Genomic DNA, 25,604 nt, shown 5'->3' on the forward strand with positions numbered 1-25,604 from the left:
CCGACCGAACCGCCCCCGACTCGAACCGCCCTCGACCCGAACCGCCCTCGACTCCCCCGAGCGAGAAGGACAAGGACTGAGCCATGACAAAGATTCTCACCGGTGGCGTCGGCAAGACCGAGGTCGCGCAGACCGTGGGCGCCCTCGCCCTCGACGGACTGGAGATCACCCTCTCCAACGACATGGACGCGGCGATGAAACTCCGCGCCGGCCAGGCCGACTACTACCTCGGCACCTGCCACACCGGCGCCGGCGCCTCTCTCGGCATCCTCGTCGGGCTGCTGGGACAGCCGCTCTGCCACACCTTCGGCCGGTCCGTGCCCACCGAGGAGCAGGTCGCCGGACTGCTGGCGGACGGCAAGAAGGTCTTCGGCTTCGCCATCGACCAGATCGATGTGATCGCCCCGATCATGGCCCGCGCGATCGCCGCGCGCGACTGACCGCCGAAGCCGACCAGGAGACATCCCCGTGAGCACCGTCCTCGCAGCGAGCACCGGTCTGGACTTCTCGCTGACCCAGAAACTGTTCGTCATAGCCATGTGCGCGCTGACCGCCTTCATCTCGCATCTGGCCCTGGCCGTCTTCAACGACGGTGTACGCCCCTTCATGCTCGACTTCATCCAGGGACGTTCCAAGCGCTCCGCCACCACGGCGGTGTCCTTCGGGCTCTCCGCGGGCTTCATCTTCGGGCTCGGCGCCCCGATGGCCCTCTCCAGCGGAGTGCTCAACCCGTGGCTGCTCTTCCTGCCGACCGACATCCTCGGCATCCTCGCGCCCAGGAAGTGGCTCGCGCCGCTGCTCGGCGGCGCCTGGGGCGCGCTGGTCGTCTTCGGACTCGGCGGAGCCAATGACGTGGCGCACGATCTGCCCGTCGACTTCCTGACGGCGATGCAGCAGATGTCGACGCCGATCCTCTTCCTCTTCACGCTCTTCCCGGTGCTCGCGATCACCAGGCAGTTCGGCCGGCCGCGCGGCGCTCTGGCCGCCGTGCTGGAGCTGGCGCTCGTCATCCTGACCATGAAGCTCTGGCCCAACGTCTTCGCCGGTTCACTGGCCATGGCCGCCGGGGTGCTGCTGCTCATCGGCCTCGCGGTCAGGAAGGACCTGGCCCAGCGCGAGGCCGACCGGGCCGCCGCCCTCGCGGCCGGGGAGCAGATCTCCGGTCCGGGGCAGAAAAGCCAGGAGAGCCAGGGAAGCCAAGGGAGCCAGGGGAGCCAGGGGAGCCAGGAGAGCACAGTCGATCCGATGGCCTCCCTGTTCAGCACCAGCGCCCTGCGACTGCGCCGCCATCTGCCGCTGTTCATGGTGCTGGGCGCCGGAATCTGCGTCCTGGCGCAGATGCACATATTCGGCGGGGGCGAGGCCACCAGCTTTCTGATAGCCAAGGGGCAGTACAGCGAGGCGGCCCAGGTCGACTTCTACCGGGTCTTCGGCTTCGTCCCGCTGATCGCGACGACCGCGCTCGCCTCCGGCGCGTACGGCATCGCCGGTTTCACGCTCGTCTACCCCATCGGCTATCTGCTGCCGAACCCGCTGCTGGCGGCCGTCGTCGGCGCCGTGGTCCTCGCCCTCGAAGTGCTGGCCCTGTCCTCCATCGGCAAGGTCCTCGGCAAGCTGCCGAGCGTCCGGGACTCCTCCGAGTATCTGCGCGGCGCGATCACCGAGACGCTGGCGCTCGCGATCCTCTTCGGCTCCCTGCTCGCGGCCAATGTCATGGGCGGCGGTCTCGGCATCCTCGTCGTGGGTGGGCTCTATCTCCTGAACGAGGCGATGGGCAGGCCCGTGGTGCGGATGGCGGCGGCGCCCGCGGCGGTCCTGGCCGGTGGCGTGCTGCTCAACATCCTCTACTGGCTGGATCTGTTCACCCCGCTGAAGGGCTGAGGCCGGCCGCCCCTCCCTCCTGCCGATCCGTCCGACCGTCCGATCCGCCCAACCATCCGTCCGATCCAGGCACGCCCCCGACCAGAGCGCGCCAGGAAGGCACCCGCACCATGCAGCACCACCCCGGGGCTCATCCCCCGGCCCCCCACACCAGCCGTCAACTGCGCACCGTCGCCGGGTCGCTGCCCGTCTCCGCCGTACGCGGCCCGGCGCTCGCCCATGAACATCTCGTCCTCGATCTCGACCGGGCGGGCGACGGCGCCGCCGTCCTGGACACCGTGCGCCACCGGTCCGCCGTCACCGCCGAACTGTGCGCTCTGCGCGCCGAGTTCGGACTCGGCCTGGTCATCGAGCTGACCTGCCGGGGTATGGGCCGTGACCCGCGCGCCCTCGCCCGTATCGCCGAGGAGTCCGGGGTCGCGGTCGTCGCGGCCACCGGCTGGTACTACGAACCGTTCCACCCGGACGAGATCCGCGGCGCGAGCGTGGCACAGCTCACCGAGACGCTGGTCAGGGAGATCACGGACGGCTTCTCCGACAAGTCGGCCGACGGACCCGCCGACGAGTTCGCCGACGGATCCGGTGCCGCATCCGGATCCGGTGCCAGCGCCGGTGCCGGATCCGGTGCCAGCGCCGGTGCCGCGTCCGGTGTCGGTGCCGGATCCGCTGAGACCCGTATCAGGCCCGGTGTCCTCGGTGAGATCGGCAGCCACGGCGACCGGCCGAGCGAGCCCGAGACCCGCGCGCTCCTCGCCTCCGCCCATGCCGCCCTCGCCACCGGACTCTCCCTCGCCACCCATGCCCAGCTCGGCCGCGGTGCGCTCGCCCAGCTCGAACTGCTCACCGGTACGGGACTGGCACCGCACCGGATCTCCCTCGGCCACCAGGATCTGCTCGACGACCCCGCCGTCCACCGTGAACTGGCCGCGAGCGGCGCGTATGTCGCGTTCGACACCGTCGGCAAGGAGAGCTACCAGAGCGACGACACCCGGCTGCGGCTGCTGCTGTCGCTGCTGGAGGCAGGACACGCGGACCGGATCCTGCTCAGCGGCGACATCTCGCGCCATGGCTATCTGGAGTCGGAGGGCGGTCAGGGGTACGGGCATCTCTTCCGCTCCTTCCTGCCGAAGGCGCGCGCGGCGGGCGTGGACGACTCGCTGATCGATCTGATGACGCGCCGCAATCCGGTGCGCTTTCTGACCGGCGCCGACACCGACGTCGGCACCAGCACCAGCACCAGCACCGGACCCGACGCGGAGGAGATCTGAGATGTCCGTACAGCTTTCCCCGGCACAGCTTCCCCCGACGTTCCCACTGGCGACGGTGGCGCTGGAGGACGCGGTCCGGCTCCAGTACCGGCTGCTGGAGTGTGTCGCCGCCCATTTCGAGGGCCCCCAGCTCTTCGAGGCCGACGCCGGTGTCGTACCGGGCCTCGGCCGGCCCCGTGCCACCGCGCGGGTCGAGGCCGTACTCGCCGACCACTTCGGCGCCGAGGACGCCGCGCTCGTCCAGGGCGCGGGAACGGGCGCCATCCGGGCCGCGCTCCAGGCCGTCGTCTCCCCCGGCGCCCCCCTGCTGATCCACCGGGCCCCCGTCTACAGGACCACCGCCACCACCCTGCGCGGGCTCGGCGTCCGCACCACGGAGGCCGACTTCAACGACCCGACGGCGCTACGGGAGGCCCTGGAGTCCGGCGCGTTCGGCTGGGCGTACGTCCAGCACAGCAGACAGCGGCTCGCCGACTCCTACGATCCGGGCGAGGTCCTCGCGCTCTGCCGCGCCGCCGGGGTCCGTACCGTCGTCGACGACAACTACGCGGTGATGCGTGTCCCTGCCTCCGGAGTGGAACTGGGCGCGGACGCCTCCTGCTTCTCCCTCTTCAAGCTGCACGGCCCCGAGGGGATCGGAGCGGTCGTCGGCGCCCGTGATCTCGTCGCACGTGTGCGCGCCGACAACTACTCGGGCGGCGGCCAGGTCCAGGGACAGCAGGCGCTCGACGCGCTGCGCGCCCTCACCCATGTCCCCGTCATGTGGGCGCTCCAGTCCCAGGTGGGCGAGGAGGTCGCGGCCCGGCTCACCGCCGGTGAGGTGCCCGGGGTCGCGGAGGTACGGATCGCCAACGCCCAGGACCGCTGTCTGCTGGTACGGCTCGACCGGCCGGTGGCCCGTGAACTGCCCGCCGTCGCCGCGCGGCACGGCGCGGCGCCCTACCCCGTGGGCTCCAACTCCCGCTACGAGATCGCCCCGCTCGTCTACCGGCTGTCCGGCTCGTCGCTGGAGGACACCCCCGGACTCGCCGACTGGGCCGTACGGATCAACCCCATGCGGGCCGGAGCCGATCTCGTCATCGAGATCCTGCGCCGTTCGCTGCACGAGCTGAAGGGCTGACCGTGTTCCTCGACACCGTCCTCACCCGTAACCCCGCGCTCGTCGGCACGGCGACCGCGCTGCACCGGTCCGGGACCGTCCCGCCCGACACCTATGTCATCGACGCCGACGCCGTCGAGGCCAACGCGGCGCTGCTGGCCGGCGAGGCCGAACGGCTCGGACTCTCGCTCTGGTTCGTCGTCAAGCAGCTCGGCCGCAACCCCGCGCTGATCCGGGCGATCGCCCGGCACATCCCGCGCTTCGCCGCGATCGATCCGTCCGAGGCACGGATCCTGCGCGCCAACGGCGCGCGGGCGGGCAACCTCGGCCATCTCGTGCAGATCCCGCGCCGCGATCTGCCGGAGATGCTCGTATGGCGGCCCGAGGCCGTGACCGTCTTCGATCTCGCCAACGCGCGGGCCGTCTCGGACGCCGCCCGTGAACTGGGCTTCGTCCAGGACGTGCTCGTACGGATCGAGGGCGCCGCGGGATCGGTCTATCCCGGCCAGGAAGGCGGTGTACCGCTCGACTCCTTGGACGACTTCGCCGCCGCCGCGGAAGAGCTCGCGGGCATCAGGATCGCGGGGGTCACCGCGTTCCCCTGTGTGCTCTGCGATCCGGTGACCGGTGTTCCCGTCCCGACCGCCACCTTCGAACTGGTCCTCAAGGCACGGGAGTCGCTCGCCGCGCGCGGCCATGAGGGGCTGAAGCTCAGCGCCCCCAGCGCCACCTCCATGGCGAGCCTGCCGCTGCTGGCGGAGCTGGGCGCCACCCATGGCGAGCCCGGCCACGCCCTGACCGGCACCACCCCGCTGCACGCGATCGACCCGGACCAGCCGGAACGGCCCGCCTATGTGTATGTCAGCGAGGTGGCGCACACCCTCGCGGACGGCCGGCCCGCGCTCCACGGCGGCGGTTTCTACCCGCGCGCGGGTATCCGTGACGCCCTGCTGCCACGCACCGGAACTCGCCTCGCGGTGCAGGACGCGCCCGCCGAGAACATCGACTACTACCGGCTGCTGGAGGCGCCCGCCTCGCCGGGCGCGGTCCGGGCCGGGGACACCGCCGTACTCGCCTTCCGTACCCAGATCTTCGTCACCCGGTCGACCGTCGCGGTCGTCTCCGGTCTCTCGGCCGGCGAGCCCCGGCTGACCGGTCTGTACGACAGCCGGGGCCGGGCCCTGTGAGGGGCCACGCGGCCGGGCCCTGTGAGGGGCCATCAGCAAGGCCCTGTCCAGTCTGTCCAGTCAGGACCAAGGAGCCAGCAGCCATGAGCAAGACCGTCGTCCTCGTCATCGACGGATTCGGGATCGGCGCCATGCCGGACGCCGGGGCGCTGCGGCCCGGTGATCTCGCGGCCGACACCTGTGGGCATGTTCTCGACCACTGCCGGTCGGCGCTCGGCCGACCGCTGCGTCTGCCCGCCCTCGGATCGCTCGGACTCGGACTCGTCCGTCCGCACCGGGATCTGGCCAGGGGCCCTGCGCTCCCGGTGGCCGTGGGCCGGGCCGCGCTCGGCTATCCGGGCGCGGACACCTTCGCCGGGCACCAGACCATGATGGGCGCGGACTTCGGCCGGGTGACGGTGGCACGGCTCGGGGAGCATCTGGACGAGGTCTCCTCGGCGCTCGGAGCCGCGGGGCACGCGGTGGAGCGGTGGGACGGCCGTCCGCTGCTGCTCGTCGACGGCTCCGTGCTGGTCCATGACAATCTGGAGGCCGACCCGGGCATCAACTGGAACGCCTCGGGACGGCTGACGGATCTGCCCTTCGACCGGATCCTCGCCGTCGCGCGTACGGTACGGACCGTGGCGCCCGTCGCCCGTGTGATCGCCGTCGGCGGCCACGCGGACGGGCCGCTCGGCGCGTACGTACGGGACGGGGACGGCGGTACGGTCGGGCTCGACACCCCGGCCTCCGGCTTCTACCGCAACGGCGGTCTTGAGGTCCGGCATCTGGGCGCGGATCTCGACCACACCCGGCAGCTGCCCGAACTGGCGGCCCGCGCGGGTATCCCGGTCACCCTGGTCGGCAAGGCGGCGGACATCCTCGTCTGCGAGGCGGCGGTACGGCGGCCCGCCGTCGACACGGCGGAGGTCCTCGCGCACACGCTGGAGGCGGTGCGCGCCCCGGGCGACGCGCTGGTCGTCACCAATGTGCAGGAGACCGATCTCGCGGGACACCAGCAGGACGCGGAGCGCTACGGGCGGATCCTGGAGCGGACCGACGCGGGGCTGGCCGCGCTGATCGGGCTGCTGGACCGGCCCGGCGACCGGCTGATCGTGACCGGCGACCACGGCAACGACCCGACGATCGGCCATGCCCATCACACGCGTGAGTACGTGCCCGTGCTCATCCACCGGCCGGGCGCGGCCGGGGCCGAACCGCTCCCGGACGCGCCGACACTGGCGGACGTCGGTGCCCTGGCGGCACAGTCGCTGGGCCTGGACACCGGAGCCCTGGCGAACGGTGCCGTACGGACCAGGACCGCGCCCGTCGGCTCCTGACCCCCCGGGGCACCGGGGCACCGGGACCCGACCGCGCCGGCGAACAGCCCTCGGCCAGCCGGCCGGTTAGGGCCGACCGGTCAGCCCATGAACTTCTTGAACTCGTCGGGCAGTTCGAAGTTCTTGTCCTGGTCCCCGGCCGGCAGACCGAACGCGCCGCCCGGCTGCGCGGCGGCCTCCTCGCGCCGTGCGACCGCGGCCTGCTCCTCGGCCTTCCGCTTCATCGGGTTGCCCGAGCGCTGCTTGCCCTTGGCCTGCTTCTGCTTCTTCTTCGTACGCCCGGGTCCGCCGCCCATCCCGGGCATGCCCGGCATCCCCGGCATCCCGCCGCCCTGCGCCATCCTCGACATCATCTTGCGGGCCTCGAAGAACCGCTCCACGAGGTTCTTCACCGCGCTGACCTCGACCCCGGAGCCCCGTGCGATACGGGCCCGGCGCGAGCCGTTGATGATGACCGGGTCAGTGCGCTCGCCCGGAGTCATCGACTTGATGATCGCGGCGGTACGGTCCACGTCCCGCTCGTCGATGTTGTTGATCTGGTCCTTGATCTGCCCCATACCGGGCAGCATCCCGAGCAGCTTGCTGATGCTGCCCATCTTCCTGACCTGTTCCATCTGGGCCAGGAAGTCGTCCAGCGTGAAGTCCTTGCCGCCCTTGCTGCTCGCCAGCTTGGAGGCCATCTTCTCGGCCTCGGCCTGGCTGAACGTCTTCTCCGCCTGCTCGATCAGGGTGAGCAGATCACCCATGTCGAGGATGCGGGACGCCATACGGTCCGGGTGGAAGGCGTCGAAGTCCTCCAGCTTCTCACCGTTCGACGCGAACATGATCTGCTTGCCGGTGACATGCGCGACGGAGAGGGCCGCGCCGCCACGGGCGTCGCCGTCCAGCTTGGAGAGCACGACACCGTCGAAGCCGACGCCGTCGCGGAAGGCCTCGGCGGTGTTGACCGCGTCCTGGCCGATCATCGCGTCGACGACGAAGAGCGTCTCGTCGGGGCTGACGGCGTCGCGGATGTCCGCGGCCTGCTTCATCATCTCCTGGTCGATACCGAGGCGGCCCGCGGTGTCGACGACGACGACGTCGTACTGCTTGGTCTTCGCGTAGCCGATGGAGTCCCTGGCGACCTTGACCGGGTCGCCGACGCCGTTGCCCGGCTCCGGCGCGTACACCGCGACACCCGCGCGGTCCGCGACGACCGAGAGCTGGTTGACGGCGTTGGGACGCTGGAGGTCACAGGCGACGAGCAGCGGGGTGTGGCCCTGGCCCTTGAGCCAGAGACCGAGCTTTCCGGCCAGGGTGGTCTTGCCGGCGCCCTGGAGGCCCGCGAGCATGATCACGGTCGGCGGCTGCTTGGCGAAGCGCAGGACCCGGGTCTCACCGCCGAGGATACCGACCAGTTCCTCGTTGACGATCTTGAGGACCTGCTGGGCCGGGTTCAGCGCCTGGGACACCTCGGCGCCGCGGGCCCGTTCCTTGAGATTCGCGATGAAGGCGCGGACGACGGGCAGTGCGACATCCGCTTCGAGGAGCGCGATACGGATCTCGCGCGCGGTGGCGTCGATGTCCGCCTCGGACAGCCGCCCCTTGCCGCGAAGGGTCTTGAACGTCGCTGAGAGGCGGTCGGAGAGAGTGTCGAACACGGTGGTCGCGGATCCTCAGGTCGGGAGCGGATGAGGGGGCCGTCCCCGCTCGGTGAAGGACAGACCGTCCCCCAGGGTATCCGGCCGCGTGCGATGAGGTCTGCCCCGCGGCGGGCACGGCCGTACGGGTGGCACGCTCCACCGTACGGCCGATGCCCCGGGACCCGTCGCCACGAGCCCGCCGCCATGAGCCGGCGCCTGTCACGCCCGTCACCGCGGGCGTCACGTCCGTCACCGCGGGCGTCAGCTCAGGGCCGCCTCCAGTCCCTTCGCCAGGTCCACCGCGTCCGCCTCCGGGAGCGGGGAACCGTCCGCGCGTGTGACATAGACCGTGTCCACCGCGTTCGCGCCCAGCGTCGAGACATGGGCGCTGCGCACCCGTACCGCCGCCTCCTCCAGGGCCCGCCCGATACGGTGCAGCAGCCCCGGCGCGTCCTGGGCGCGGACCTCGATGACCGTCGCGAGCTGCGAGGCCGTCGGCGCGACCGTCACCCGTGGCGGCGGCGCCTGCACACCCCGGCGGCGCGGGTAGGCCGCCTCGCGCTCGGCGAGCCTGGCGGGGATGTCCAGTGAACCGTCCAGGGCCCTTACGAGATCGGCGCGGAGCCTGACGGCCTGCGGGAGCGAGCCGTACTCGGCCGCGACCCGCCAGCTCAGCAGCAGCACCTCCGTGGTGCCGCCGCCCGGTCCCGCGGTGCCGCCCAGCTCCGTGGGCAGTTCGATGGCGCGCAGATCGGCCGCCCGTACGGTGAGCCGGTGCAGGGCCAGCACCCCGGCCGCGGCGGGCAGTACGCCCGGCTGGTCGGGCAGGGCGATGAGCAGTTCGACCCCCACGGGCTCCGGTGTGCCGTCCTCCTCCTGCCGGGTCTCGGCCTGGGCGCGCAGCGAGAGCACCGGATCGCCGGTGCGCAGCGCCTCGACGGCCAGCCGTTCCTGTTCGGCGCTGGGCGCGGTGGGCTCGGGCTCGGCGGGCGCGTCGCCCGCGAGGACCGCGGCGACCCGTGCGACGAGATCGTCGACGAGCGAGGCACGCCAGGACGACCAGGCCGCGGGTCCGGTGGCGAGCGCGTCGGCCTCGGTGAGGGCGTGCAGCAGCTCCAGCGTGCTGACGGAGCCGATACGGGCGGCGACCGAGGCGACGGTCGCGGGGTCGTCCAGATCGCGCCGGGTCGCGGTGTCGATGAGCAGGAGATGGTGGCGTACGACCGTGGCGATGACGCCCATGTCCTCCTGGTCGAAGCCGATCCGGGCGGCCACGTCCCGGGCGATGACCTCACCGGCCACGGAGTGGTCGCCGGGCCAGCCCTTGCCGATGTCGTGCAGCAGCGCGCAGACGAGCAGCAGGTCGGGACGGCTCACCCGGCGGGTGAGCGAGGAGGCCTGGACGGCGGTCTCCACGAGATGGCGGTCGACGGTCCAGGTGTGGACGGCGTTGCGCTGGGGCCGGCAGCGCACCCGCTCCCAGTCGGGCAGCAGCTGGGTGATCAGGCCCTCGGCCTCCAGCGCCTCCCAGACCGGCACGGTGGACTCACCGGCGCCGAGCAGGGTGACGAGTTCCTCGCGGGCCTCGGCCGGCCAGGGCACCGGCAGCGGTTTCGCGGCGGTGGCCAGGCGCCGTACGGCGTGCAGCGAGATCGGCAGACCGGCCTGGGCGGCGGCGGCCGCGGCGCGCAGGGGCAGTACGGGGTCCCGTTCGGGGCGCGCGGTCCGGGCCAGCACGGCCTCGCCGTCCATCTCCACGACACCGTCGGCGAGCGGGGTGCGTTCGGGGGCGGGTTTACTGCCCAGCATGGCCCGCAGCCGGGGGCGTACGGACCGGGAGCGCAGCACCCGGTTGACCTCGCGCCAGGTGACGTCGGAGGCGTACGAGACCGTGCGCGCGGCCTCGTAGACCTGCCGCAGCAGGACATCGGCGTCGAGCAGGCCGAGTTCCGCGGCGACGGGGTCCTGTTCCTGGAGGGCGAGCCGGTCGGTGGCGCGTCCCGTCGTGAGATGCAGGGCGTCCCGTACGTCGAGGAGCGCGCGGCGGGCGTCGGCGAGCCCTTCGCGGGGCGCGTCCGCGAGCCAGGACGCGGCGACGGCGCGCAGCGCGGTGGCGTCGCGCAGACCGCCCCTGGCCTCCTTGAGGTCGGGCTCCAGCAGGAATTGCAGTTCGCCGTGGCGCTCGGCCCGCTCCCGGCACAGTTCGTCCAGGGCGGGGAGGCGCTTGACCGCGGTGTTGCGCCAGTCGGCGAGGATCGCGGTCCGCACCCCGGTGACCAGACCCAGATCGCCCGCGACATGCCGGGCGTCGAGAAGTCCGAGCTGCACCTTGAGGTCCTCGGCCGCGGTTCTGCGGGCCTCGCCGGGGGTGCGTACGGAGTGGTCGAGGGCGAGTCCGAGGTCCCAGACCGGGTACCAGACCCGGTCGGCGAGGGCGGCGATGGCGCCCGGACCGGATTTGCCGTCGTGCAGGAGGAGCAGATCGAGGTCGCTGCGCGGGGACAGTTCGCCCCGTCCGTAGCCGCCGACGGCCACGAGGGCCGCGCCGCGCACTCCGGCCTCCTGAGCGGCGGTGGTGAACAGCGCGTTCAGCCAGTCGTCGGTCAGCCGGGCCAGGGCGGCACGGCGCGGCGGCCCTGGCCGCGTCTTCTCCTGGAGAAGGCGCAGCCGGGCCGCCGCATAGCCGCTGGGTCCCGAGTCTGTCTGTTCGGTCGTCTCTTCGAGGCTCGTCACCCAGTCGTTCCCGTCTCTAGAGGGCGTCCGGACCGCGCTCGCCGGTCCGTACCCGGACCGCCGTGTCGACCGGCACGCTCCATACCTTCCCGTCACCGATCTTGCCGGTGCGGGCGGCCTTCACCACCACATCGATGAGCTCTTCCGCGTCCCCGTCCTCGACCAGCACCTCTATGCGGATCTTCGGTACGAGGTCGACGGTGTACTCCGCACCCCGGTAGACCTCGGTGTGACCGCGCTGCCGGCCGTATCCGCTGGCCTCCGTGACCGTGAGCCCGTGGACACCGAAGGCCTGGAGCGCCTCCTTGATCTCGTCCAGCCTGTGTGGCTTCACGACTGCGGTGATGAGCTTCATGCGTCCACCTTCTTGTTCGTCGCCGCGGCGATCCCGTCCTGGTTGGCGGCGGGCACGCTACTACGGCCCGACGGAGACCCTCCCACCGCGCTGTAGTCGTACGCGGTCTCGGCGTGGAAGGCCATGTCGACACCGCTGGTCTCGTCGTCCTCGGAGGCGCGGAAGCCGATGGTGGCGTCGACGATCTTCGCGAGGATCCAGGAGACCACGAAGGAGTACGCCATCACCGAGAACGCACCGACGGCCTGCTTGCCGAGCTGCGAACCGCCGCCGACGCCGTCGATCGCGAGGACACCGACGAGCAGGGTGCCGATCACACCGCCGACGAGGTGGACACCGACCACGTCGAGGGAGTCGTCGTAGCCCAGCTTGAACTTGAGGCTGACGGCCCAGGAGCAGACCGCACCGGCCACGACACCGATGAGCAGGGCGCCGAAGGGGTTGACCGCGGCACCGGACGGGGTGATGGCGACCAGGCCGGCGACCGCGCCGGAGGCGGCACCCAGGGTGGTGAACGCGCCGTGGCGGATGCGCTCGTAGATCAGCCAGCCGAGCATCGCGGCGCCGGTGGCGATCTGGGTGTTGAAGGCCATCAGGGCGGCGGTGCCGTTGGCGGCCAGCGCCGAACCGGCGTTGAAGCCGAACCAGCCGAACCACAGCAGAGCGGCGCCGAGGACGACGAGCGGCAGGTTGTGCGGCCGCATCGGGTCCTTCTTGAATCCGATCCGCTTGCCGACGACGAGAACGGCCGCGAGTGCTCCGACACCGGCGTTGATATGAACCGCGGTACCACCGGCGAAGTCGATGACGCCGAGCTTGAAGAGCCAGCCGTCGGACTGCCAGACCCAGTGGGCGATCGGGAAGTACACCACGGAGACCCAGAGGGTGATGAACAGCGCCCAGGCGCTGAACTTCACCCGGTCGGCCAGTGCACCGCTTATCAGCGCGGGAGTGAGCACGGCGAACATGAGCTGGAAGAGGGCGAAGGCGAAGACGGGAATGCCTTCCTTGCCCCCGGTCAGCGTCTCCGCCGAAATGCCCTTCAGACCGATGTGGTCGAAGTTGCCCAGGAGCCCGCCGCCGATGTCGTCACCAAAGGTGAGTGAGTAGCCGTACAGCACCCACAGCACACTGACGATACCGAGCGAGATCAAGGACATCATGAGCATGTTGAGGGCGCTCTTCACCCGCACCATGCCGCCGTAGAAAAATGCCAGGCCGGGCGTCATCAGCATGACGAGCGCGGCACTGATCAGTACGAATGCGGTATCTGCGCCATTCAAGGCCAGCGTCTCCTCGCGGTCGGAACGGCCCGTGCGGATGCTCAAGGTATGGGCCGACTTGTGCTGAGGAGATTGGCGCAACGCGGTTTCCGTCAGTGCCGCTCGATGTTTCACACCCGTGACGAAGGCTACCTGCGTGTTACGAGCCGATGAACCGGCGGAACCTCGCAGCGGTCCCGGATACCCTCTGCGGACATCGGAAACCGGCCGCGGCCCCACCCTGCTGACCTGGCGGCGGGGGAGCCGTGTCGGGCGGTACGGGGTGGGTGCCGCGGCCGGGGCTTCGATGTCCGTCGCGCGTGCCGGCCGCTTCAGACGGCCTCGGCGGACTCGGGCAGCTGGGACGTGAGCAGATCGGTGAGATCGGTGACCTCCGTGACGTCGGCGAAGTCCCTGGCCGCCGTGTCCACGGTCTTGCGCAGCCGGGTGTTGACGCGCTCGGAGCGCACCTTGCGCGCCACCTTCAGGGCCTGCTGGGCCAGGGCGGTGGACTGCTCGGGCTCCTTCTTGAGGAGGTGGACGGTGGCCATGCCGATCAGGTTCAGCGCGTACGAACGCTGGTGCTCGTCGTCCTTCCCGAAGAGGTCGACGGCGCGCCGCATGAGGGGTTCGGCGAGGGAGGCGTAGGTGGGGCTGCGGCCGGCGACATAGGCGAGATCGCGGTACGAGTGGGCGTTCTCCGCGTTGAGTTCGGCCTCGGAGAAGAAGCGGATCCAGTCGGGCTCGGACTCACCGTCGAGCCCGGCGTCGGAGAAGGTGTCCTCGGCCATCCTGGTGGCCCGCTTGCACTTGCTCGGCTGTCCCATGTTTGCGTACGCGCGCGCCTCCATCGCATACAGCATCGCCTGGGTCCGGGGGGTGGCGCAGTCACGGCTGCCGTACTGCGCGAGATGGATCAGCTCCAGCGCGTCATCGGGCCGGCCCAGATGAATCATCTGACGGCTCATCGAGGAAAGGATGTACGAGCCGAGCGGTTTGTCGCCGGCCTCCTTGGCCGCGTGCAGGGCGAGTACGAAGTATTTCTGGGCATTGGGCTGGAGGCCCACGTCATAACTCATCCAGCCGGCCAGCTCGGCCAGCTCGGCCGCGCAGCGGAAAAGCCGCCGCGCGGTGGCCTCGGGCTGCGGCTCCTGGAGCAGATCGGTCACCTCGTGGAGCTGACCGACCACCGCCTTGCGCCGCAGGCCGCCGCCGCATTGCGCGTCCCACTGGCGGAACATCGCGGTGGTCGACTCCAGCAGTTCAAGCTCGGCCCCGGAGAGCTTGGACGGCCGGTGCGAGGGGACGGACTCGATCTCGGGTCCGCCCGGATCTCCCGTCGGAATGGGCACCAGCCAGCGCTGCATGGGCTCGACCAGGGCGGGACCCGCGGCGAGCCCCAATGAGGTGCCGAGAAAACCGCGCCGCGCCAGCATCAGATCGCTCCGCGAGAATTCACTGATCAGGGCGACCGTCTGCGGTCCGGCCCAGGGCAGATCGACACCGGACGCCGAGGGCGACTGATGCGCGGTGCGCAGTCCCAGTTCCTCGATGCCGACGACGGTGCCGAAGCGCTCGGAGAAGAGCTCGGAGAGAATACGCGGGATCGGTTCGCGCGGCTGCTCGCCGTCGAGCCAGCGGCGCACGCGCGAGGTGTCCGTGCTGATGTGGTGCGCGCCCATCTGCCGCGCTCTGCGGTTGACCTGACGTGCCAGTTCGCCTTTCGACCAGCCGCTGCGCAGGAACCACGAGCCGAGTCGCTCATTCGGACGCTTGCCGGTATTCGTACCGCCTGCGCCGCTGCCGCCCACTGGAACGCCCCCATCCGCTGAAGCCCTGTCGCGCGAACCGGTACCAGAATGCCGTCAATGGTGGCCGCCTGTCCTGAGGTTGCGCCCCTTCGAACAGGAAACCGAGTTGCCCCCGGCATACCCACGCGTGTGCTTTTCCCCACGGTCCGTGCACTGAAAGTAATCCTACGATCACCCGTCCAGCGAGGGTGATTCCACAAACGCCACCATTCGCCACCCCTTCGAATGAACTCGCCTCCCACGGGGCGCGATTGACTTGACACACATTGATCAGCGGCCCGTGGAGCACTGCGCCCCCGGGCGCGCACATCGGGTCGCACTACCCCAAGTGCCACTTCGCGCCGCCTTTACCGCCCCGGTGGCGACGGAGTGTCACGGGCAGACTGCGAGACGTAACCACCGGCGAGTTCAACCCGTTGGAGGGGGCATGGGCTTCACGATCGGCGGCATCCGGGAGATGCGGTCCGGCTCACGGCGCCGCGGCCGGACGACAGAGTGCACCGCGGTGGCGGAGTACACAGGACTCTGGGGCTGGGACGTCGTTCCCGGCGCGCGGGCCGTGGGCGGAGTGTGCTCCTGCGGCTCGGCGGACTGCGCGTCGCCGGGCGCCCATCCGCTGGACTTCCGCCCCGAGGTGCCGGCGGGCGCCACGCTCGACGAGGTCGTCCGGCTCTGGTCGGAGGTGCCGGGCGCGGCGGTGCTGCTCCAGGTGGGCCGCGGTTTCGACATCATCGAGGTGGCGGAGCCCGCGGGCAGCCGCGCGCTGGTGCGGCTGGAACGGATGGGCCTGCCGCTGGGCCCGGTCATGGCGACCCCGGCGGGCCGCGCCCACTTCTTCGTCGCGCCGGGCGCCGCGGCCGAACTGCCCGAGCTGCTCTACCGGATGGGCTGGGACGACGCCGATCTGGATCTGCGCGGTCTGGGTCCGGGCAGCCATGTCATGGCCCCGCCCTCGGAGATGCCGGGGCTGGGCCCGGTCCGCTGGCTGCGTCCCCCGTCGCTGGACAACGCGGCCGATCCGCCCCAGGCCCGGCTGCTGCTGGGCACCCTGGCGTATATCTGCCATCGCTCGTCGACATCCTGAAGCGCGGGCGGGAGGCGGGGGCAGCCACTCCGGCCTCCCCGGCCTCCCGCTCCCGGCGCCACTCCGCTCCGCCCCGAGGGGTCAGTCCCCGATCAGCGCGTCCACGAACGCCTCGGGCTCGAACGGCGCCAGGTCGTCGGCGCCCTCGCCCAGCCCCACCAGCTTCACCGGTACGCCCAGCTCCCGCTGCACCGCGATCACGATGCCGCCCTTCGCCGTGCCGTCCAGCTTCGTCAGCACGATGCCGGTGACATCCACGACCTCCGCGAACACCCGCGCCTGCACCAGCCCGTTCTGCCCGGTCGTCGCGTCCAGGACGAGCAGCACCTCGTCCAGCGGCCCGTGCTTCTCCACGACCCGCTTGACCTTGCCCAGCTCGTCCATCAGCCCGGTCTTGGTGTGCAGCCGGCCCGCGGTGTCGATCAGGACGACATCCGCGCCCTCCGCGATGCCTTCCTTGACCGCGTCGAAGGCGATCGACGCCGGGTCGCCGCCCTCGGGACCGCGTACGGTACGGGCGCCGACCCGCTCCCCCCAGGTCTGGAGCTGATCGGCCGCCGCGGCGCGGAACGTGTCCGCCGCGCCGAGCACCACCGACCGCCCGTCCGCGACCAGCACCCGCGCCAGCTTGCCGGTCGTCGTGGTCTTGCCGGTGCCGTTGACACCGACGACCATCACGACGGCCGGGGTGTCGAGCCCGCTCTCGGTCTTCACCGCGCGGTCGAAGTCCGTACCGAGAAGCTGGACCAGCTCCTCCCTGAGCAGGGTGCGGAGCTGGTCCGGCGTCCGCGTGCCGAGTACCCGCACCCGCTCCCGCAGCCGCTCGACCAGTTCCTGTGTGGGCGCGACACCGACATCCGCGGTGAGGAGGGTGTCCTCGATCTCCTCCCAGGTCTCCTCGTCCAGGTGCTCGCGGGACAGCAGCGTCAGCAGCCCCTTGCCGAGGGAGTTCTGCGAGCGCGCGAGCCGGGCGCGCAGCCGGATCAGCCGGCCCGCCGTCGGCTCGGGGATCTCGATCGCCGGCACGAGGGGCTCGGCGGCGGCCGGTTCCTCGATGACGACCCGGGTGCCGGTCGAGTCGGGGAGACCGACCTCCTCGATCGTGCGGCGCGGCTCCTCGCGCGATTCCTCGGCCTCGTCGCCTACGTGCGGTTCGGCGGGCGGGGCTGTGATGGTCGGCGTACTCGACGGTGACGAAGGCGGCGGCTTCTTCCTTCTGCGGCTGCCGACCACGAGCCCGCCGATCGCGACGACCGCGACCAGGGCGATGACTACAACAAGGATGACGAGTTCCATAACGCTCCCAGTATCAGCCACGGCCGGTCCCGGCCCCGAGCTCAGAGGATCGCACAGGGACCCACGTCACGACGCGGAGCCTTTGCCGTGACGGTGCCCGCCCGATCAGCCCATCTCCTCCAGCGTCTTGCCCTTGGTCTCCTTGACGAACACCAGCACGAAGGGGATGGAGAGCACCGCGAAGCAGGTGTAGATCACATACGTGCCCGAGAGATTCCAGTCGGACAGACTCGGGAAGCTCGCCGTGATCGCCCAGTTGGCGATCCACTGGGCCGCCGCTGCGACACCGAGCGCCGCCGCCCGGATCCGGTTCGGGAACATCTCGCCGAGGAAGACCCAGACGACGACACCCCAGGAGAGCGCGAAGAAGAGCACGAACACATGAGCCGCGACCAGCGCGACGGCACCCTCGGTGGCCGGCAGCTCACCGTTGACGAGGGGGGCGGAGAACGCCCAGGCCTCAAAGGCGAGCGCGAGCGCCATTCCGGCCGAGCCGATGAGCGCGAGCGGCCTGCGGCCGACCCGGTCCACCAGCACCATCGCGATCACCGTGCCGATGATGTTCACGATCGACGTCGTGAACGAGTAGAAGAACGAGCTGGACGGGTCGACGCCGACCGACTGCCAGAGCGTCGCCGAGTAGTAGAAGGCGACATTGATCCCGACGAGTTGCTGGAACATCGAGAGCCCGATACCCACCCACACGATGGGCAGGAAGTAGAACCGGCTGCCCCTCAGATCCCGGAAGGCCGACTTGTGCTCACGGCGCATCGCCTGCTCGATCTCGGCGACCCGGGCGTCCAGGTCGACCTCCTTGTTCTCGACCTCGGCCAGCACCTCCTTGGCCCGCCGGGTGCGGCCCACGGAGATCAGGTAGCGCGGCGACTCGGGGATGGCGAGGGTGAGCATCCCGTACAGCAGCGCGGGGACGACCATCACTCCGAGCATCCACTGCCAGGCCTCCAGGCCCAGGAGCCTGCCGCGCTGGTCGCCGTCCGCGAGCTGAAGGATGCCGAAGTTCACCAGCTGGGACAGGGCGATACCGATGACGATCGCCGCCTGCTGGAAGGAGCCGAGCCGGCCGCGGTAGGCGGCCGGGGAGACCTCGGCGATGTACGCGGGGCCGATCACCGACGCCATACCGATCGCGAAGCCGCCGACGATCCGCCAGACCGCGAGGTCGTAGATGTCGAAGGGCAGCGCCGAGCCGACCGCGCTGATGGTGAAGAGGGCCGCGGAGATCCGCATACAGCGGATACGGCCGATCCGGTCGGCGATCCGGCCCGCCGTCGCCGCGCCGATCGCACAGCCGATCAGCGCGACGGCGATGACCTGGGCGAGGGCCGCGGAGCCGATGTCGTACCGGCTGCGGATGGCCTCGACAGCGCCGTTGATCACCGAACTGTCGTAGCCGAAGAGGAAGCCGCCCATCGCGGCCGCCGCCGTGATGAAGATGACATGGCTGAGGTGCTCCGGGTGAGGGGCCCGGTCTCCGGTCGGCGGCGGCGGCTTCGCTGTGCTGGTCACATGATCTCCTGGGGCCGCCCGGCCGCGTCACCGGGCGTGGGGGATGTGGCAAGCCCCTCCAGTGGGGCACAACTCCCGGCTGCCCACCACCTGGAGAGGGAAACAGCCCGGCCCCCGCCCGGCGCGGTCACCACGGAGACCGGTGAGGAGGCGCGAGGAGGGCAGTGGGGAGGGCGCGAGGAGAGCGCGAAGAAGTGTCAGCGCAGCCGCTGACTGATCACCTTGGAGACACCGTCGCCCTGCATGGAGACCCCGTACAGCGCGTCCGCGACCTCCATCGTCCGCTTCTGATGTGTGATCACGATGAGCTGGGAGCTCTCCTGGAGCTCCTGCATGATCCGGATCAGCCGCTGGAGATTGGTGTCGTCGAGCGCCGCCTCGACCTCGTCCATCACATAGAACGGACTCGGCCGGGCCTTGAAGATCGATACGAGCAACGCCACGGCCGTCAGCGACCGTTCACCGCCGGAGAGCAGGGACAGCCGTTTGACCTTCTTGCCCGGGGGCCTGGCCTCCACATCCACACCGGTGGTGAGCATGTTCTCCGGGTCGGTGAGGATCAGCCGTCCCTCGCCGCCGGGGAAGAGCCGGGAGAAGACGCCCTCGAACTGAACGGCCGTGTCCCGGAATGCCTCGGTGAAGACCTGCTCGACCCGCTCGTCGACCTGCTTCACCACGAGAAGCAGATCGGCCCGGGTCTTCTTGAGGTCTTCGAGCTGCTCGGAGAGGAACTTGTGCCGCTCCTCCAGCGCCGCGAACTCCTCAAGGGCGAGCGGATTGACCTTTCCGAGCTGCTGATGGGCCCGTTCGGCCGCCCTGAGCCGCTTCTCCTGCTCCGCCCGTGCGTAGGGCTTCGGCTGATTGCGCGGATGCTCGGGATCGTCGGGGAGCTCCTCGCCCTCGGCGGGCGGCGACGGGGGGACGAGCTGGTCGGGGCCGTACTCCGCGATCAGCCCGGCCGGTTCGACACCCAGCTCCTCCAGCGCCCTGGTCTCCAGCTGCTCGATCCGCAGCCGCTTCTCGGCGCCGAGCACCTCGCCGCGGTGGACCGAGTCGGTGAGCTTGTCCAGTTCGCTCTTGAGGTCGCGGCCCTGGTTCCGCTCGGCGGCCAGCTCCCTCTCACGCTCGGCCTTGGCCGCCTCGGCCGCGACACGCTCGGCCTCGGCCCGTACGACCGACACCTCCACATGGGCCAGAAGCTGCCGGGCGCCCGCCGCGACCGCGCCGGCCACCTCGGCCTCATGGCGCAGCCGTGCGCGCCGCTCCTCGGCGCGCGCCCGCGCGGCACGCTCGGCGCGCGCCCCCCGGTCGAGCGCGTCGGCCCGGCCCGCGAGCCCCTTCACCCGCTCCTCGTGGGTACGGACCTGAAGCCGGGCCTCCATCTCGGTCTGACGGGCGTTGGCGCCATCGGCGGCGAGCCGGTCCCGTACGGAGGTGTCGGGCTCCTCCTCCACCGGGGCCTCCTCGGCGACAAGCAGCCGCTCCGCCAGCTCCGCCACCTCGGCGGTGGCGCGCTCCAGCGCGTCCTGGGCCTTGGCGACGGCGGCGGCGGTCCGCTCGGCCTCGCCCACCGCGCCCCTGGCCTGCCCGGAGAGCCGGCCGAGCCGCCCGGACACGGCGGACTTCTCCCGGTCGGCGGCCCGGCGCCGCTCCCCCAGCTCCTCCACCAGCGCGGCGCACCCGGCCCGCCGCTCGACGGCCAGCCGCTGCTCCTCGGCCAGTTCCTCGCACCGTACGGCCAGCTCCGCCAGCTCGGCGGCGGCCTCGTCGACGGACGCCCGCACCTCCAGCAGACTGGGCGCCCCCGCGGACCCGCCCTGGGCGAAGTGCGCCCCGAGGACATCGCCCTCGGCGGTCACGGCGGTCAGGCCGGGCCGCGCGGCGACAAGGTCCTCGGCCTCTTCGAGCGTGCCGACGACAACGGTGTTCCGCACGAGGTGCCGTACGGCCTCCATCAGCGCGGCGGGGCCCCGTACGAGATCGGCGGCATACGGTCCGCCCGCGGCGACGGCGGTACGGACGGGCGGGTCGGAGCGGGCCGCGCTCCGCGTGCCGTCCGCATCGACTGTCCCGCCCGGTCCATCACCCGGGCCGGCCCCCGCCTGACCGGGCACCCCGGGAGCCGTACCGGCCGTACCGGTCACGCCGGCAGGTGTCTCACCGCCGTCACCCGACTGGCCGGGCACGCTCGCGGCCGTCCCGGTCCGGGGCTCCGCCCATGTCTCACCGCGCCGCGCCACCGGTCCGCCCGCCGGACCTCCCGCCTGGCCGGGGACGGCGGCCGCCGCGTCATGGGTCCCGGGGTACGGCTCGGGCCCGGCCGTGCTCGCCAGCAGCAGGGAGGCGCGGCCCGCGTCCTGTTTACGCAGAAGACGGATCGCCTCCGCCGCCGTGCCGGGACCGGCGACCGCGATCGCGTCGGCGGCGGCGCCGAGGGCCGCGGCCACCGGGATCTCGTAGCCCGGGGTGACGGTGAGCAGTTCGGCGGCCGGGCCGAGCAGTCCGGAGAGACGGTCACGGGCGGCGAGCAGGGCGCCCGTGCCGTCCTTGCGGCGCAGCCCGAGGGCGAGCGCGTCATGGCGGGCGGCGACGGCCGCGCGGGTGCGCTCCGCCGTGGTGGCGGCCTCGCGCGCCGCCGTCAGCGCGGTCTCCGCCCCGGCCAGCGAGCCCCGGGCCGCCTCGTACCGCCCGGCCAGTTCATGGTCGTCGGCGTCCAGTCCGTCCACCTCGGCCTTGAGCTGCTCGTACTCCTCCTGCGCGGCGGCGGCGCGCTCCCGCGCCTCGTCCCGGGCCGCCGCGAGCCGGCCGATCTCCGCCTGGGCCGAGGCGGCCCTGCTGCGGGCCGCGTTGACCTGGCCGGTCAGCCGGGCGAGGCCCTCGCGCCGGTCGGCGATGGCCCGCGCGGCGTCCTTGAGTCCGCGCTCCTCCGCGGCCAGTTGCCGCTCCAGCTCGGCGCGGTGCGCGACGGTGTCCTCCCGGGCGTGCTCCGCCGCCTCCAGCGCGGCCTCCAGCTCCGCCTCCTGCTCACGGATCCGGGCGGCCTCACGCTCCATGTCCTCGGGATCGCGTCCCCTGGGCTCCTCCGTGGGCGCCGCGGTCGCGCTCTTCACCCGGGCGTCGGCCAGCGAGACCGTACCGCGCACGCGCTCCGCGAGCTGGGACAGCTCGTACCAGGTCTGCTGGGCCCGCTGGAGCCGTGGTGCCAGCCGCCGGACCTCGTCCTCCAGCTCCGCCTCCCGCGCGAGCGCCGCCCTGAGCCGGCGCTCCGCGTCCTCCTTGCGCTGCTTCAGCTCGGCCTCGTCCGCGATCTCCGTACGGAGTGCCTCGCGCAGCCGCACCAGATCGTCGGCGAGCAGCCGCAGCCGCGCGTCGCGCAGATCGGCCTGTATGACGGCGGCCCGCCGGGCGACCGCGGCCTGCCGCCCGAGCGGTTTGAGCTGACGGCGCAGCTCGTCGGTGAGGTCCTGGACCCTGGCGAGATTCGCCTGCATCGCGTCCAGTTTCCGCAGCGCCTTCTCCTTGCGCTTGCGGTGCTTCAGAACGCCCGCCGCCTCCTCGATAAAGGCGCGGCGCCCGGTCGGATCGGCGTGCAGTACGGAGTCGAGCTGGCCCTGTCCGACGATGACATGCATCTCGCGGCCGATACCGGAGTCGGAGAGCAGTTCCTGGATGTCGAGCAGTCTGCACGTGTCACCGTTGAGCTGGTACTCACTGCCCCCGTTGCGGAACATGATCCGGGTGATCGTGACTTCCGCGTAGTCGATCGGCAGCGCACCGTCGGAATTGTCGATGGTGAGCGAGACCTCCGCACGTCCGAGCGGCGGGCGGCCGGTCGTCCCGGCGAAGATCACGTCTTCCATCTTGCCGCCGCGCAGCGACTTGGCACCCTGCTCGCCCATGACCCAGGAGAGCGCGTCCACCACATTGGACTTGCCGGAGCCGTTCGGCCCGACGACACAGGTGATTCCGGGCTCGAAGCGCAGCGTCGTGGCGGAGGCGAAGGATTTGAACCCGCGCAGGGTCATGGCCTTGAGATGCACGCCGCCGGACTCTACCCCGCCCCGATAGTCCGCTGTCGGTTTCACCGCCGAACGCGCAGGGCACATCAGACGTTAAGAAAGTCGTTGCGGCGCCAACAATGGTTCATACAGCGGAAAATGGAAAGAAAGAAGGGACGCCGAAGCGTCCCTTGCATATTCTTGCGAGAGTGTTTCTCACCCGACCCCGAGGGGGGCTGTCGTCAGGTGAGCGCAGGCTCCGCCTGGTGAACATCGATGTCGATGCTGTCGAGCAGCGACTCTCCAGGGTGCTGTGCGACGGCGGCGTTCAACGCGTCGTTCTCGGACTGGATCCGTACGAGTTCGGATTCGAGGTCCTGGACGCGCTGCTGAAGCCGTCGCATCTCGGCGAGGAGTCGCGGGTCGGAACCGCCGACATAACCGAGAAGCGCCTTTGCCATGATGGATGGTCCTCCACACTGAGTGACCGACCGGATGCGGTGTGGGTCGTGAGGGAAATCGCACCCGCGGTGCCTGGCAGTGCTTGTTCTTCACTGCGGTTCTTTACTGCCAAACAGCTAAGGTGCGCGGGGATTCCAGACTCTCACCAAAAAGTTTGACGGTCAACACGATCACAGCCCGTGCCGACGGGCCGCCCGGGGTACACGGCCGCTGCATGCGCGGCGCCGGCTCTCCCGCGGGGCCCGGAGGGCGTCCAGATCTTCGTTAACCGGGCAGCCTGGCACGGTCGGCCGTTCTTGGCAACCACCAGGTCATCGCGGGCCTGGGCAGGTGCCCCGGGCATGTGCACGGCTCATCGGGCGGCCCCTCGGCGAGGGGGGTTCAGCGGATCGCGAAGCTCTCGTAGCCGCCGCGCGGGGTGTCCCAGATCTCAGTCACTCCGTCTACGCGCCCGGGTGTGTCGGGCGAGCGCAGCCACTCCAGGAGACGGTGGCAATTCTCACGTGGCCCCTCGGCGACGATCTGCACCCTGCCGTCGTCCAGATTCACGGCGAAACCCTTGAGACCACCGATCTCCAGCGCGTTCGCCCTGGTGAACCAGCGGAATCCCACTCCCTGTACCCGGCCGCGCACCCAGGCCGTGAGTCGTGCGTCTTCTGTCACGCGTTCTGTCATACGCGTAGCCAACCAGCCAATTGCTCAGTGGCCCCGGCGGCCCCACACGTCATGCCGTACAGTCCCGTCGCAATGAGCCTCACTCGAACGGGTGAGACACGTTGCCGTCGAGAAGCATGAGGAAGGCAAGCAGATGGGACGCCATCGACGCGCCGCCGCACCCGCCGCCGCAGCGGGCGGGCCCGCCGCCGAGGAGTACGACGGTACGGCGGCCCGGCACCGGGGCGCTCCGCGCAGGAAGGGACGGGTCGTCGCTCCCATCCGTACGGGCCTGCTGGGCGCCTCCGCGGCGATGGCCGTGGGCGCGGTCGCCGTGGCCTCGGGTCTGCTGCCCGGCGGCGGCGAGTACACCGTGGGCGGCGGCACCCCCGACGGGCAGATACGCACCGAGGGTGCCCCGGAGCTGGAGGAGCAGGGCGGCTCGTCCGCCGAGCCGACCCGCGAGACCCCGGCGTCCCCGGCAGCGTCCGCCGGACAGCCTCGGTCCGCCTCGCAGAAGGCCTCTCCCACCGGCGCCGCGAAGCCGTCCGGCATTCCCTCGCAGCGGACCAGGACCGCCGTACCGGCCCCGCCGAAGCCCAAGGCGGAGCCCGAGAAGCAGAGCGCGTCCCCGTTCGTCAGCCGGACCCCGGCCCCCGAGCAGACCACGACCCGTGCCGTCGAGACGCCCGCGGCGACGGGCTCCACGGCGGCTGCCGTGCTCAGCCTGGTCAACGAGGAGCGCGCGAAGGCGGGATGCGCTCCGGTGCGGGCCGATGCCGCTCTGGGCGGGCTGGCCCAGGATTTCAGCGAGGACATGGCGGCGCGCGATTTCTTCGACCACACCGACCCCGGCGGCAGGACTCCCTGGGACCGCGCGGAAGCGGCGGGCGTGCAGGGTCTCGGCGGCGAGAACATAGCCCGCGGGCAGGCCACCGCCCAGGCGGTGATGGACTCCTGGATGAACAGCGAGGGCCATCGCGCGAACATACTGAACTGCGATTACACCCGGCTCGGCGTCGGTGTCCACACCGGCTCCGGCGGCCCTTGGTGGACGCAGGACTTCGGCTTCTGACGCGGGACTCCGGCTTCCAGGGTCCGCCCGGGAAGCCACCGGGCTCGTCCCAGGAGCGTTACGAGACGCCGCGCGGCGGCCGCTGACAGCGCGGACAGAAGTAGCTGGAACGGTTCATCCACGGCCGGCGGCGGATCGGGGTCCCGCAGCGCCCGCACGGCTCGGCCTCACGTCCGTACGCGTCCAGCGAGCGGTCGAAGTAACCCGATTCGCCGTTCACATTGACGTACAGACTGTCGAAGCTGGTGCCGCCGACCGCGAGCGCCGCGTTCATCACGTCCCGTACATGACCGAGCAGCTCGACGGAGCGCGGCCGGGTGAGAGTCGCGGTGGGCCGTTCGTAGTGGACCTTGGCACGCCAGAGCGCCTCGTCGGCGTAGATGTTGCCGACCCCGCTGATCAGTGACTGGTCGAGCAGGGCGCGCTTGACCGTGGTACGGCGCAGCCTCAGCGCGGTGTGGAAGTCGCCGTCGACGAAGGCGGGGTCGAGCGGGTCCCTGGCGATGTGCGAGATGACGTCCGGCAGTCCGTCGGGGGTGGTCTCGTGGAGGGAGAGACCGCCGAAGGTCCGCTGGTCGACGAAGCGCAGCTCCGTGCCGAGCGTGTCGGCGAAGCGGACACGGATCCGCAGATGCTTCTCGTCGGGCGCGTCCTCGGGCCGGACGAGAAGCTGGCCGCTCATCCCGAGATGGCCGAGGACCGCGGTCTCCGTGTCAGCGAGCGGCAGCCACAGATACTTGCCACGACGGCGGGCCGTACCGATGGTGTGTCCCTTGAGACGGGCCGCGAAGTCCTCGGCGCCGGCGAGATGCCGCCGTACCGCGCGCGGGTGCAGCACCTCGGTCTCGGCGACCGTTCTGCCGCTCACCCAGCGTTCGAGTCCACGCCGGACGACCTCGACCTCGGGAAGCTCGGGCACGGGACTCCTCCACGGAAAACGGACGAACGGACAGACAGGCGAACAGGCCGAC

At 71.2% G+C, this 25,604-nt stretch carries 19 protein-coding genes; 8 read left to right on the plus strand and 11 right to left on the minus strand.

What is annotated here, in order from left to right; all coding sequences use genetic code 11:
- Positions 1 to 83 precede the first annotated feature (83 nt).
- From OG214_RS10960 to OG214_RS10985, 6 genes are all read left to right on the plus strand, one after another.
- Positions 84 to 440 carry a DUF2620 domain-containing protein gene (locus tag OG214_RS10960; RefSeq protein ID WP_405984634.1) on the plus strand — a complete coding sequence of 119 codons (357 nt, stop codon included), beginning with the start codon at positions 84 to 86 and terminating at the stop codon, positions 438 to 440.
- A 28-nt stretch (positions 441 to 468) separates the two neighbouring features.
- Positions 469 to 1,881 carry a YhfT family protein gene (locus OG214_RS10965; protein WP_405984635.1) on the plus strand — a complete coding sequence of 471 codons (1,413 nt, stop codon included), beginning with the start codon at positions 469 to 471 and terminating at the stop codon, positions 1,879 to 1,881.
- A gap of 110 nt (positions 1,882 to 1,991) precedes the next feature.
- Complete coding sequence (locus tag OG214_RS10970) at positions 1,992 to 3,149, plus strand: phosphotriesterase (RefSeq protein WP_405984636.1); 1,158 nt, start codon at positions 1,992 to 1,994, stop codon at positions 3,147 to 3,149.
- Position 3,150: 1 nt separating this feature from the next.
- A complete protein-coding gene (locus OG214_RS10975; protein ID WP_405984637.1) occupies positions 3,151 to 4,269 on the plus strand; it encodes an aminotransferase class V-fold PLP-dependent enzyme in 1,119 nt (372 codons plus the stop codon).
- Between the two features lie 2 nt (positions 4,270 to 4,271).
- On the plus strand, positions 4,272 to 5,435 hold the full coding sequence (locus OG214_RS10980; RefSeq protein ID WP_405984638.1) for an alanine racemase: 1,164 nt from the start codon (positions 4,272 to 4,274) through the stop codon (positions 5,433 to 5,435).
- 83 nt (positions 5,436 to 5,518) lie between these two features.
- Positions 5,519 to 6,754, plus strand: a complete 1,236-nt coding sequence (locus OG214_RS10985) for a phosphopentomutase (RefSeq protein ID WP_405984639.1) — start codon at positions 5,519 to 5,521, stop codon at positions 6,752 to 6,754.
- A gap of 80 nt (positions 6,755 to 6,834) precedes the next feature.
- On the opposite strand, the gene ffh is transcribed toward OG214_RS10985, so the two are convergent.
- From ffh to OG214_RS11010, 5 genes are all read right to left on the minus strand, one after another.
- Positions 6,835 to 8,394 (minus strand): signal recognition particle protein, encoded by a 1,560-nt coding sequence (gene ffh / locus OG214_RS10990; RefSeq protein WP_363081459.1) that lies wholly within the window; start codon positions 8,392 to 8,394, stop codon positions 6,835 to 6,837.
- A gap of 243 nt (positions 8,395 to 8,637) precedes the next feature.
- Positions 8,638 to 11,109, minus strand: coding sequence for a [protein-PII] uridylyltransferase (locus OG214_RS10995; protein ID WP_405984640.1), 2,472 nt, complete (start codon positions 11,107 to 11,109; stop codon positions 8,638 to 8,640).
- A gap of 16 nt (positions 11,110 to 11,125) precedes the next feature.
- On the minus strand, positions 11,126 to 11,464 hold the full coding sequence (locus OG214_RS11000) for a P-II family nitrogen regulator (RefSeq protein ID WP_093593309.1): 339 nt from the start codon (positions 11,462 to 11,464) through the stop codon (positions 11,126 to 11,128).
- Positions 11,461 to 12,747, minus strand: coding sequence for an ammonium transporter (locus OG214_RS11005; protein WP_363081616.1), 1,287 nt, complete (start codon positions 12,745 to 12,747; stop codon positions 11,461 to 11,463). The genes OG214_RS11000 and OG214_RS11005 overlap by 4 nt, the downstream gene beginning before the upstream one ends.
- Positions 12,748 to 13,058: 311 nt before the next feature.
- Complete coding sequence (locus OG214_RS11010; protein ID WP_363081617.1) at positions 13,059 to 14,537, minus strand: hypothetical protein; 1,479 nt, start codon at positions 14,535 to 14,537, stop codon at positions 13,059 to 13,061.
- 427 nt (positions 14,538 to 14,964) lie between these two features.
- Here OG214_RS11010 and OG214_RS11015 point away from each other — a divergent pair, with 427 nt between their 5' ends.
- Positions 14,965 to 15,621, plus strand: coding sequence for a bifunctional DNA primase/polymerase (locus OG214_RS11015; RefSeq protein WP_363081618.1), 657 nt, complete (start codon positions 14,965 to 14,967; stop codon positions 15,619 to 15,621).
- An 81-nt stretch (positions 15,622 to 15,702) separates the two neighbouring features.
- Here the strand turns inward: OG214_RS11015 and ftsY are convergent, their stop codons facing one another.
- The 5 genes from ftsY to OG214_RS11040 all read right to left on the minus strand — a co-directional run bounded on the left by ftsY (position 15,703) and on the right by OG214_RS11040 (position 23,567).
- The gene (ftsY, locus tag OG214_RS11020) at positions 15,703 to 16,917 is read right to left on the minus strand and encodes a signal recognition particle-docking protein FtsY (RefSeq protein WP_363081619.1); all 1,215 of its coding nucleotides are present in this window, start codon (positions 16,915 to 16,917) and stop codon (positions 15,703 to 15,705) included.
- Positions 16,918 to 17,022: 105 nt separating this feature from the next.
- The gene (locus OG214_RS11025) at positions 17,023 to 18,444 is read right to left on the minus strand and encodes a sugar porter family MFS transporter (protein ID WP_405984641.1); all 1,422 of its coding nucleotides are present in this window, start codon (positions 18,442 to 18,444) and stop codon (positions 17,023 to 17,025) included.
- 197 nt (positions 18,445 to 18,641) lie between these two features.
- The gene (locus tag OG214_RS11030) at positions 18,642 to 22,484 is read right to left on the minus strand and encodes an AAA family ATPase (RefSeq protein WP_405984642.1); all 3,843 of its coding nucleotides are present in this window, start codon (positions 22,482 to 22,484) and stop codon (positions 18,642 to 18,644) included.
- A 200-nt stretch (positions 22,485 to 22,684) separates the two neighbouring features.
- Positions 22,685 to 22,903 carry a hypothetical protein gene (locus tag OG214_RS11035; RefSeq protein ID WP_363081622.1) on the minus strand — a complete coding sequence of 73 codons (219 nt, stop codon included), beginning with the start codon at positions 22,901 to 22,903 and terminating at the stop codon, positions 22,685 to 22,687.
- Positions 22,904 to 23,285: 382 nt separating this feature from the next.
- On the minus strand, positions 23,286 to 23,567 hold the full coding sequence (locus OG214_RS11040; protein ID WP_405984643.1) for an acylphosphatase: 282 nt from the start codon (positions 23,565 to 23,567) through the stop codon (positions 23,286 to 23,288).
- Between the two features lie 145 nt (positions 23,568 to 23,712).
- On the opposite strand from OG214_RS11040, the gene OG214_RS11045 reads away from it, so the two are divergent.
- Entirely contained in the window at positions 23,713 to 24,633 is a 921-nt protein-coding gene (locus tag OG214_RS11045; protein ID WP_405987472.1) for a CAP domain-containing protein, read from the plus strand.
- A 58-nt stretch (positions 24,634 to 24,691) separates the two neighbouring features.
- On the opposite strand, the gene mutM is transcribed toward OG214_RS11045, so the two are convergent.
- A complete protein-coding gene (gene mutM / locus OG214_RS11050; protein WP_405984644.1) occupies positions 24,692 to 25,552 on the minus strand; it encodes a bifunctional DNA-formamidopyrimidine glycosylase/DNA-(apurinic or apyrimidinic site) lyase in 861 nt (286 codons plus the stop codon).
- Between the last annotated feature and the right edge of the window lie 52 nt (positions 25,553 to 25,604).

Source organism: Streptomyces sp. NBC_00872 (genome assembly GCF_045161915.1).
Taxonomy (GTDB): Bacteria; Actinomycetota; Actinomycetes; order Streptomycetales; family Streptomycetaceae; genus Streptomyces.